The sequence below is a fragment of the Bacillus sp. T17B1 genome, assembly GCF_026796395.1.
Classification (GTDB): domain Bacteria; phylum Bacillota; class Bacilli; order Bacillales; family Bacillaceae; genus Bacillus; species Bacillus spizizenii_A.
The window spans coordinates 45,252-55,317 of the sequence record NZ_JALAYA010000009.1 but is presented as its reverse complement, the minus strand read 5'-3'; the positions used below and the strand labels follow the sequence as shown (position 1 = coordinate 55,317).

14 protein-coding genes are annotated in these 10,066 nt (G+C 40.2%); 13 read left to right on the top strand and 1 reads right to left on the bottom strand.

Going from position 1 to position 10,066, the window contains the following annotated elements:
* Positions 1-190: 190 nt before the first annotated feature.
* From csfB to rsmI, 13 genes are all read left to right on the top strand, one after another.
* A complete protein-coding gene (gene csfB, locus MOF34_RS06435; protein WP_003218290.1) occupies positions 191-385 on the top strand; it encodes an anti-sigma-G factor in 195 nt (64 codons plus the stop codon).
* Between the two features lie 132 nt (positions 386-517).
* A complete protein-coding gene (locus tag MOF34_RS06430) occupies positions 518-1,132 on the top strand; it encodes a 5-bromo-4-chloroindolyl phosphate hydrolysis family protein (RefSeq protein WP_268399241.1) in 615 nt (204 codons plus the stop codon).
* Between the two features lie 18 nt (positions 1,133-1,150).
* A complete protein-coding gene (locus tag MOF34_RS06425) occupies positions 1,151-2,308 on the top strand; it encodes a toxic anion resistance protein (protein WP_268399240.1) in 1,158 nt (385 codons plus the stop codon).
* An 81-nt stretch (positions 2,309-2,389) separates the two neighbouring features.
* A complete protein-coding gene (locus MOF34_RS06420; protein ID WP_268399238.1) occupies positions 2,390-3,829 on the top strand; it encodes an aminotransferase class I/II-fold pyridoxal phosphate-dependent enzyme in 1,440 nt (479 codons plus the stop codon).
* Positions 3,826-4,464 (top strand): dTMP kinase, encoded by a 639-nt coding sequence (gene tmk / locus MOF34_RS06415; RefSeq protein WP_268399236.1) that lies wholly within the window; start codon positions 3,826-3,828, stop codon positions 4,462-4,464. Before MOF34_RS06420 ends, tmk begins: the two co-directional genes overlap by 4 nt.
* 74 nt (positions 4,465-4,538) lie before the next feature.
* Positions 4,539-4,868, top strand: a complete 330-nt coding sequence (gene darA, locus MOF34_RS06410; RefSeq protein ID WP_019712995.1) for a cyclic di-AMP receptor DarA — start codon at positions 4,539-4,541, stop codon at positions 4,866-4,868.
* Positions 4,869-4,880: 12 nt separating this feature from the next.
* A complete protein-coding gene (locus MOF34_RS06405; protein ID WP_268399234.1) occupies positions 4,881-5,321 on the top strand; it encodes a YaaR family protein in 441 nt (146 codons plus the stop codon).
* 11 nt (positions 5,322-5,332) lie between these two features.
* Positions 5,333-6,322 carry a DNA polymerase III subunit delta' gene (gene holB / locus MOF34_RS06400; RefSeq protein WP_019712997.1) on the top strand — a complete coding sequence of 330 codons (990 nt, stop codon included), beginning with the start codon at positions 5,333-5,335 and terminating at the stop codon, positions 6,320-6,322.
* Between the two features lie 2 nt (positions 6,323-6,324).
* Positions 6,325-7,152: a competence/sporulation regulator complex protein RicT gene (ricT, locus tag MOF34_RS06395; RefSeq protein WP_019712998.1), complete on the top strand. Its 828-nt coding sequence runs from the start codon at positions 6,325-6,327 to the stop codon at positions 7,150-7,152.
* A 14-nt stretch (positions 7,153-7,166) separates the two neighbouring features.
* Positions 7,167-7,526, top strand: a complete 360-nt coding sequence (yabA, locus tag MOF34_RS06390) for a replication initiation-control protein YabA (RefSeq protein WP_003218308.1) — start codon at positions 7,167-7,169, stop codon at positions 7,524-7,526.
* A 59-nt stretch (positions 7,527-7,585) separates the two neighbouring features.
* On the top strand, positions 7,586-8,329 hold the full coding sequence (locus tag MOF34_RS06385; protein ID WP_268399232.1) for a tRNA1(Val) (adenine(37)-N6)-methyltransferase: 744 nt from the start codon (positions 7,586-7,588) through the stop codon (positions 8,327-8,329).
* Entirely contained in the window at positions 8,316-8,615 is a 300-nt protein-coding gene (locus MOF34_RS06380; protein ID WP_268399231.1) for a GIY-YIG nuclease family protein, read from the top strand. The genes MOF34_RS06385 and MOF34_RS06380 overlap by 14 nt, the downstream gene beginning before the upstream one ends.
* The gene (gene rsmI / locus MOF34_RS06375) at positions 8,590-9,468 is read left to right on the top strand and encodes a 16S rRNA (cytidine(1402)-2'-O)-methyltransferase (RefSeq protein ID WP_268399228.1); all 879 of its coding nucleotides are present in this window, start codon (positions 8,590-8,592) and stop codon (positions 9,466-9,468) included. Before MOF34_RS06380 ends, rsmI begins: the two co-directional genes overlap by 26 nt.
* Positions 9,469-9,516: 48 nt before the next feature.
* Here the strand turns inward: rsmI and abrB are convergent, their stop codons facing one another.
* The gene (gene abrB / locus MOF34_RS06370; protein WP_268399224.1) at positions 9,517-9,801 is read right to left on the bottom strand and encodes a transition state genes transcriptional regulator AbrB; all 285 of its coding nucleotides are present in this window, start codon (positions 9,799-9,801) and stop codon (positions 9,517-9,519) included.
* Positions 9,802-10,066: the final 265 nt, after the last annotated feature.

Below are 10,066 nucleotides of genomic sequence, written 5' to 3'. Positions count from 1 at the left end.
ACGCCGCCAAGCAAGGTTAAACTCAGCTCATTGAGCTGGGTTTTTTGTTTATTTAAGGTCAATAAAATCAAACAAATACAAACACCGACAGCTTATATAGGCCATATACTGATTTCAAGTTTCAAAAAGATCTAAATAGTGTATACAATATCCGGTTTAAGGGAAGGCTAATTGTACGGAGGTGGGGACGATGGATGAAACTGTTAAACCTAATCATACATGTGTGATTTGTGATCAAGAGAAGAATAGAGGTATTCATCTTTATTCGAAATTCATATGCTTAGATTGTGAGAGAAAAGTAATTTCTACATCAACTTCCGATCCTGACTATGCCTTTTACGTAAAAAAATTAAAGAGCATTCATACACCGCCATTATATTCTTAGACCTGAAAAGGTCTTTTTTTATACTCTTTTATAAAGAATGGGTTCATATAAAGAAGATGAAACTTGTTTAGGTATAGAACGTAGTAGATAATAATATTAAAACTGAGTATAAACACAGGAGTCGATGATCTCATGCAGAGATTTCTTCACTTTTTAATATGGAGTTTAACAGGCAGTGCGACTTTTGTTTTCATAGGGGTATTATGCTTTTTCGGTTTAAATCAGTCGCTTTTCCTATCTTTTGTTTATGGGATCGCTTCGGGAGCATTCGTATATACAGCTGGCATTTGGAATGCGAGACGCCTATTTCTGAAAAAACACGCACTGACAGGAAGAGAATATGCCTACATTAAGAAAAACCTCCAGGAAGCAAGGCAGAAGATCATACGTCTTCGGAAAGCCTTGTTTCAAGCAAAAAGCATTCAAATATTTAAACAAAATGCAGAAATCCTGAGACTTGTCAGAAGAATTTACATTATCACTAAAAAAGAGCCAAAGCGGTTTTATCAGGCTGAGCGCTTTTTTTACCAAACTCTCGATTCGGTTGTTGAATTGACAGAGAAACATGCTTTTCTGTCATCTCATCCGAAAAAAAGCAAAGAACTGTCGATGTCGTTAAGTGAGACTCGTATCACTCTTGCTGAATTGACCAACCGTTTAGAAGAAGATTTAACTCAAGTAATGGGTGATGAAATTGATGAACTGCATTTTGAATTGGATGCAGCAAAGCATTCATTAAAGAAATAATGGAAGAGGGTAAGGGCAATGAACCGAGATCAAAGCGACCTTCATATAGATGAATTATTGGCAGATCCTTTTGGTGATATAGAGATACCTAAGGCGGAGACTGTAGAAGCAGAGAAAAAGCAAGTACGCCTTGTTGATGTTCTTCCCGAGGAAAATAAGAAAAAAGCAATTCAGCTCGCTGGGCAAATCGATCATAAAAATATGCAAAGTATTGTCTTATACGGTTCACAAGCTCAGTCTAAACTGTTGAATTTTTCTCATACCATGATTGATCATGTTCAAAAAAAGGACGTCGGAGAGATCGGTGAAATTCTTGGAGAGCTGATGAAAAAGCTGGATCAAGTAAATCCAGATGATCTTCAGTCTAAGAAAAAGGGTTTTTTAGCACGCATAGTAGGAAGAGTATCGAATTCTCTTCAGGAGGTGCTGTCTAAATATCAAAAGACCAGCGTACAGATAGACAGAATCAGCTTGAAACTGGCGCACTCTAAAAATGCTTTAATCAGTGACAATAAGCTGTTAGAGCAGTTATATGAAAAAAACAAAGAGTATTTCACAGCGCTGAATGTTTATATTGCTGCGGGGGAACTGAAGCTGGAAGAATTAAAAACAAAAACCATTCCTGCACTGAAGCAACAGGCCGAATCAAGTGAACATAACCAAATGGCTGTTCAGGAAGTGAACGATTTGATTCAATTTGCTGACCGGTTAGATAAAAGGGTGCACGATCTGCTGCTGAGCAGGCAAATCACAATTCAAAGTGCTCCGCAAATCAGGCTGATTCAGAACACAAACCAAGCATTAGCTGAAAAAATCCAGTCATCCATTGTGACAGCAATTCCACTTTGGAAAAATCAAGTAGCAATTGCGCTGACGCTTTTACGGCAGCGTAATGCAGTGGACACGCAACAGAAAGTATCTGACACAACCAACGAGCTTTTGCTGAAAAACGCGGAGCTTTTGAAAACCAATATAATTGAAACCGTTCGGGCAAATGAACGAGGTCTTGTTGATATTGATACTTTAAAGAAGGTGCAGGAAAGCTTAATCAGCACGCTTGAAGAAACGCTGACCATACAAGAAGAAGGACGAATCAAACGCCGTCAGGCAGAAGAAGAGCTTATGATGATGGAAGGCGATCTGAAGCAAAAACTGCTTTCAATAAAGGAAAGGTAGTTACCAGTAAGTCTAGCTTTAAGTTCTGTCAGAGGCACGATATAATAAAGTGTAAGAAGACATAATCAAAGGATTGTTTTAATGAACACACCTTTATATAAAGCATTGATTCAACATGCGAGAAGAAATTCTCATTCATTTCATGTTCCGGGACATCACAATGGAGATGTCTTTTTTGATGACGCTAAGTCGATATTCGATCCGCTTCTCACCATTGATGTAACAGAGCTGGCAGGACTGGACGATCTCCATCATCCTTCTGGGGTGATTAAAGAGGCTCAAGAGCTTGTCAGTCAATTATATGGATCGGCGGAAAGTTTTTTCCTGGTGAATGGTACGACTGTTGGGAATTTAGCGATGATTTTATCTGTTTGTGAACCGGGTGAAACAATTCTGGTTCAAAGAAACTGTCATAAGTCTGTATTTCATGCTGTTGATTTGGCTGGTGCTGAGCCGGTTTATCTCGCACCTGACATTGATGAAGCGATGCATGTCCCTACGCATGTTCCGCTTGATACAATTAAAAAAGCCTTGGCAGCATATCCAGATGCAAAAGGTTTGGTGATGACCAATCCGACATATTACGGGCATAGTGCTGATTTGACCGAAGTCATTTCAGAGGCGCATCATTATGGGATTCCTGTTTTGGTGGATGAAGCGCATGGTGCACATTTTGTTTTGGGGGAGCCTTTTCCAATCTCAGCTTTGAAAATGGGAGCAGATATCGTTGTTCAATCGGCTCATAAAACGCTGCCTGCCATGACGATGGGTTCTTATTTGCACCTCAACAGCAGCAGAATCGATCGGAATCGGGTTGCAGAGTATCTAGTCCGTTTACAAAGCAGCAGCCCGTCTTATCCGATCATGGCTTCATTAGACATTGCCCGCGCTTATGTGCAGCATATTATAGAAGAACGAAAGCTTTCTGACATTCTGCATCAAATACAATCACTTAAACAAACGTTTGATTTACTTACTAATGCAGAATCTGTAGAACCGGCTGATTCGCGGATGATAACAGATCCACTAAAGCTCACCATTCGTTCAAAACGGGGCCATTCGGGGTATACGCTGCAAAACATATTAGAGCGTGCCAACATATTCACTGAGCTTGCTGATGAAAATCAAGTACTGCTCGTTCTTCCATTGGGAGGAAAGCGCAGAATAAACGCTGAAACGATTAAAAGCATTGATGAAGAGATTGAAAAAACGCCTCTGGATCAGATGTTTGTTTCTGCAGAATGGGTAGCTCAGCCAGTTACTGTCTTGCCTTATCAAAAAAAGGTCTTACGAACGTTCAAGAAAGAATATGTGGACTTTGATGAAGCAGCAGGCCGGCTGAATGCAGAGGATATCATCCCTTATCCTCCGGGTATCCCGATGATCATGGCGGGAGAAAGAATTACAAAAGAAAGCGTGGAAAAGCTCAGCCGCTTGATCAGCATGAAAACGCATGTTCAAGGGAATATGAAAATCAAAGAGAAACAACTACTTGTTTATATAGAAGAGGGGAAATCATGAGCGGTTTATTTATTACATTCGAAGGTCCTGAAGGTGCGGGGAAAACGACTGTTCTGCGCGAAATCAAAAATATACTGATAGCAGAGGGCCTTCAGGTCACAGCAACTCGAGAGCCAGGCGGCATAGATATTGCAGAACAAATTCGAGAGGTTATTCTGAATGAAAACAACACATTAATGGATCCAAGAACAGAAGCTCTCTTATATGCGGCTGCAAGACGCCAGCATTTAGTTGAAAAAGTAAGACCTGCTTTAGAACAGGGGCATGTTGTTCTTTGTGACAGATTCATAGACAGTTCGCTCGCGTACCAGGGATATGCAAGAGGGCTTGGGATTGATGAGGTTCTGTCAATTAATGAGTTTGCCATCGGAGATATGATGCCCAATGTAACGGTGTATTTTTCAATTGATCCGGAAGAAGGCCTGAAACGTATTCACGCAAACGGCTCGCGGGAGAAAAACAGGCTCGATTTAGAAAAATTAAGCTTCCATACAAAGGTACGGGAAGGTTACCAAGAGCTGATGAAGCGATTCCCGAAAAGGTTTCACTCAGTTGATGCCAGCCAATCCAAAGACCTAGTCGTTCAGGACGCCCTAAAAGTGGTTAATGAAGCGTTGAAAAAAATTCAATTGTGACCTGTTTCCCAATAGTTGATATAATAATGTAAACGAGATCATTGTTGTTTCCAATCTAAAGGAGGCCTTCACATATGAAATTGATAGTGGCAGTTGTACAAGATCAGGACAGCAACCGACTTTTGAAAACCTTAACGGATCACAACTTTAGAGTTACAAAGCTTGCGACGACAGGAGGATTTCTTAAATCAGGCAACACAACGTTTATGATTGGTGTCGAGGATATACGAGTCGATAAAGCATTGAATCTCATTAAAGAAAACGGACAGAAACGTGACCAGATGATTGCTCCTGTATCTCCAATGGGCGGAAATGCTGATTCATATGTCCCTTATCCAGTAGAAGTTGAAGTTGGCGGAGCGACAGTATTTGTCCTTCCAGTCGATGAATTTCATCAATTTTAAGGATTTGAAACTGTGAAAATTAATAAAGATATACGTACATTTTTAGATAATAAACAGCTTCCTTCTGTGAAAACATCTGAGATCACAGCGTCGTTTAAAACATCGATGGAAAACCAAAGCAGCAAATTGAAATTCGATCAGCTTACCAGGCTGCTATCGGATATAGAAGCGTTTGGAAAAAGACTGACGAAATCCCGAAATTTTAAAGACTTAGCGAGATTTAAAGGACTTGTGAAGCGTTTTGTCAAAGAAGCTGTAGACAGCGGCCTTTCACATGAAACGTCGAAAAGCTTTGACCTGTATGGAAACAGCAAAACGCTGGGGCTTGTGAAGGAAATAGATGACAAATTGGTACAGCTTACAGAAGAGATGATGGATCAGGAAAAACCGGCAATTGATTTACTGGATTGTATTGGCGAAATAAAAGGTTTATTGATTAACCTTTACACATAGAGAGTGATACAATGGCAATATCTTGGAAGGAAATGAACGAGCTTCAGCCCAGAGTGATGAAGCTTTTATATAATAGTATTGAGAAAGACAGACTATCACACGCTTATTTGTTTGAGGGGAAAAAAGGAACAGGCAAGCTTGATGCCGCGTTGCTTCTTGCGAAAAGCTTTTTTTGCCTCGAGGACGGCGCGGAGCCTTGCGAGAACTGCCGAAACTGTAAACGGATAGAGTCAGGGAACCATCCTGATCTTCATCTTGTTCAGCCAGATGGTTTATCGATCAAAAAGGCGCAAATTCAAGCGTTGCAAGAAGAGTTTTCTAAGACAGGGCTTGAATCTCATAAAAAGCTGTATATTATTTCGCACGCAGATCAAATGACAGCAAATGCGGCAAACAGCCTGTTGAAATTTTTAGAAGAACCGAATAAAGATACAATGGCCATCCTCATCACTGAGCAGCCCCAAAGGTTATTGGACACTATCATTTCAAGATGCCAAACCCTTCCTTTTCAGCCTTTGCAGCCGAAAGCAATTGAAGAAAGACTGATGGAACAGGACGTTTTGCCTCATATGGCAAGACTTCTGGCCAACATGACCAACAATGTAGCAGAAGCAGTCGAATTAAGTCGAAATGATGAGTTTGCAGAGTCTAGAGCGAAAGTGATAAAATTGTATGAAGTCCTACACCAGCGAAAAGGACATGCTTTTTTCTTTATTCAAGATCAATGGATGCCCTTTTTCAAAGAAAAAACCCATCAAGAAATGGGTCTTGATATGCTCTTATTGATATATCGGGATGTGTTGTCCATCCAAATAGGAAATGAAGATAAATTGATTTATCAAGACTTATTCCAATCAATAAAACAGCATGCGCTACAATCAACACAACAAAGCGTTACGAATCAGATACTTGCTGTTTTAGAAGCAAAGAAACGGCTTCATTCCAATGTGAATGTACAAGGATTAATGGAGCACTTGGTGTTAATGTTGCAGGAGGGATAAGCTTGTACAATGTAATTGGTGTCCGCTTTAAGAAAGCGGGTAAAATATATTATTTTGATCCGAATGGATTTCATATAGAAAAGGACAGCTGCGTAATTGTAGAAACTGTCAGAGGCGTTGAATATGGCCAGGTCGTGATTGCAAATAAACAGGTGGATGAGCATGATGTCGTGCTGCCCCTTCGAAAAGTGATACGAGTGGCTGATGAACGCGACCTTCTTATCGTAGAAGAAAATAAACAGGAAGCTTTATCAGCTTTTGACATCTGCCAAAAGAAAGTGACTGAACATGGCTTAGATATGAAGCTGGTCGATGTTGAATTCACGTTTGATCGCAATAAAGTTATTTTTTACTTCACTGCTGACGGCCGAGTAGACTTTAGAGAGCTTGTAAAAGATTTGGCTTCTATCTTTAAAACAAGAATTGAACTTCGCCAAATCGGAGTAAGGGATGAGGCGAAAATGCTCGGAGGAATCGGTCCTTGCGGAAGAATGCTTTGCTGTTCTACGTTCCTTGGTGATTTTGAACCCGTTTCCATTAAAATGGCCAAGGATCAGAACTTGTCTTTAAATCCTACGAAGATTTCAGGTCTTTGCGGCCGCTTGATGTGCTGTCTAAAATATGAGAATGATGAGTATGAGACGGCAAAAGAACAGCTTCCGGATATAGGAGAAATGATTACGACAGCAAACGGCCCCGCAAAGGTCGTTGGACTTAATATTCTGGAACGGGTGCTTCAGGTGGAACTGATAAACCGTGAAAAAGTGATAGAATATACTTGGGAAGAGCTCTTGGAAGAGGGCGTCGTATCCGCACAAACCACAGATTAACGAGGTGTGGAACCTTGGATAAAAAAGAGTTATTTGATACAGTCATTAACTTAGAAGAACAAATTGGCTCACTGTACCGGCAGCTGGGGGATTTGAAGCAGCATATCGGTGAGATGATTGAGGAAAATCATCATTTACAGCTTGAAAATAAGCATTTGCGCAAAAGGCTGGACGATACGACGCAGCAGATTGAGAAGTTCAAAGCTGATAAAAAAGAATCAAAAACACAGAAAACAGAGCAAACTGATATAGGGGAAGGATATGATAATCTGGCACGGCTGTATCAAGAAGGATTTCATATCTGCAATGTTCACTATGGAAGTGTTCGAAAAGAAGATTGTCTTTTCTGTCTGTCATTCTTAAATAAAAAATAAGGACAAGGCTTCCGCATAAGACGGGAGCCTTTTTCAAAGGTACTTGAAAGGATAAGAAGATGGTTTCATTACGTGATGATGAAAGATTAGATTATTTGCTGGCAGAGGACATGAAAATCATACAAAGTCCAACGGTGTTTGCATTTTCATTGGATGCTGTGCTTCTGTCCAAATTTGCCTACGTTCCGATTCAAAAAGGAAAAATCGTTGATCTATGCACCGGCAATGGCATTGTGCCGCTGCTGCTCAGTACAAGATCAAAAGCAGACATACTTGGAGTTGAAATTCAAGAAAGACTCCATGATATGGCTGTTCGCAGTGTTGAGTATAATAAGCTGCAGGAGCAGATTGAGATCATACATGATGATCTGAAAAATATGCCGGAGCAGTTGGGACATAATCGATATGATGTTGTCACCTGCAATCCCCCGTATTTTAAAACGCCGAAACAAACTGAACAAAACATGAATGAGCATCTTAGAATCGCAAGACATGAAATTCACTGTACACTGGAAGATGTCATTTCAGTCAGCAGCAAGCTGCTCAAGCAAGGAGGAAAGGCAGCCCTTGTTCACAGGCCGGGACGGCTTCTGGAGATTTTTGAACTGATGAAAGCTTACCAAATTGAGCCGAAGCGTGTGCAATTTGTTTATCCGAAGCAAGGGAAAGAAGCCAATACCATTTTGGTTGAAGGCATTAAAGGCGGGCGTCCGGATTTGAAAGTTCTTCCCCCTTTATTCGTTTATGACGAACAAAATGAATATACGAAAGAAATCAGAACCATTTTATATGGAGACAAATAACCATTTCTTCTACGTCGTGCAGTGCAGGGACAATAGCTGGTATGCCGGGTATACCAACGATCTGCAGAAACGGGTAAAAACACACAATGACGGAAAGGGCGCAAAATATACAAAAGCAAGGCGTCCGGTTGAATTGATTTTTGCCGAAGTTTTCACAACAAAGCGGGAAGCCATGCAGGCGGAATATTATTTCAAAAAACTAACTCGAAAGAAAAAAGAGCTATATATAGAAGAAAAGCGGAACAGCAAGGAGGCTGTATATGTTAAGGCGCCAAATGAGCTTTAATGGAAAGTCGGACATGGGGATTCTTTATTTGGTCCCAACCCCAATTGGAAATTTAGAAGATATGACATTTCGGGCGATCGACACACTGAAATCAGTGGATGCGATTGCTGCGGAAGATACAAGACAAACGAAGAAACTTTGTCATGTATATGAAATTGAAACACCGCTCGTTAGTTATCACGAACATAATAAAGAGAGCAGCGGCCATAAAATTATAGAATGGCTGAAGTCGGGAAAAAACATTGCTCTTGTCAGTGATGCCGGGCTGCCGACGATTTCTGATCCGGGGGCGGAAATCGTGAAGGATTTTACAGAGATAGGCGGTTATGTTGTTCCGCTGCCGGGAGCCAATGCTGCATTAACGGCTCTAATCGCTTCAGGTATTGTACCGCAGCCTTTCTTCTTTTACGGTTTTCTCAACAGACAGAAAAAAGAAAAGAAGAAGGAGCTGGATGGTCTTAAAAAACGGAAGGAAACGATTATCTTTTATGAAGCACCCCATAGATTGAAGGAAACTTTGTCAGTGATGGCAGAGATATTAGGTGATCGGGAAATTGCTGTTACGCGCGAACTCACAAAGAAATATGAAGAGTTTATCAGAGGCACGATAACCGAGGTCATTGAATGGGCAAACGAGGATCAGATACGCGGTGAGTTTTGTCTCGTCGTAGAAGGCAGTAAAAATGAAGAATCAGATGAGGAAACACAATGGTGGGAAGACCTCACGACGAAAGAACATGTCGAACATTACATCTCGAAAGGCGCTACTTCTAAAGAAGCTATTAAAAAAGCAGCAGTCGATCGCAATGTTCCAAAGCGTGAAGTGTATGATGCTTATCATATTCAGCAATAAAAAAACGTTCTTGTGTCATAACAAGAACGTTTTTTGTATGAGAAATGTTTATTTAAGGTTTTGAAGATGGTTTTGGATTTCGCTGATGATTTGCTCAGCGCCTTCTTTACTAAGGACCAATTTACCGCCTGCAAGTTTAAGGTTATCATCAGAAACTTCACCAGTTACTTGGCAAGTCATGTTTGGTTTATATTTTTTAAGGATGATTTTTTCGTCATCAACATAAATTTCAAGAGCATCTTTTTCTGCAATTCCAAGAGTACGACGCAATTCGATAGGAATAACTACACGTCCTAGCTCATCAACTTTACGTACAATACCAGTAGATTTCATAAACTTTCTCCTCCCAAGAGATGATTATTTGTTTAAATTATATTTTTCTTCGTCATTATTCGACAAAATCCTTACCTTCATAGCATAACAAGGTTTCCAATAATCGTCAATCATTTTGTTTGCTATTGATTGTAAGATTTAGTTCTTATAGTCAGTAATGTATCAGAAACTACTGAAATAACAGCTTTTTATAAACTTCTAATAAAGCTATTATCCTACTAAAAATCCTTTTAAATCAAGACTTTCGAACCAAGGTTTATTATTT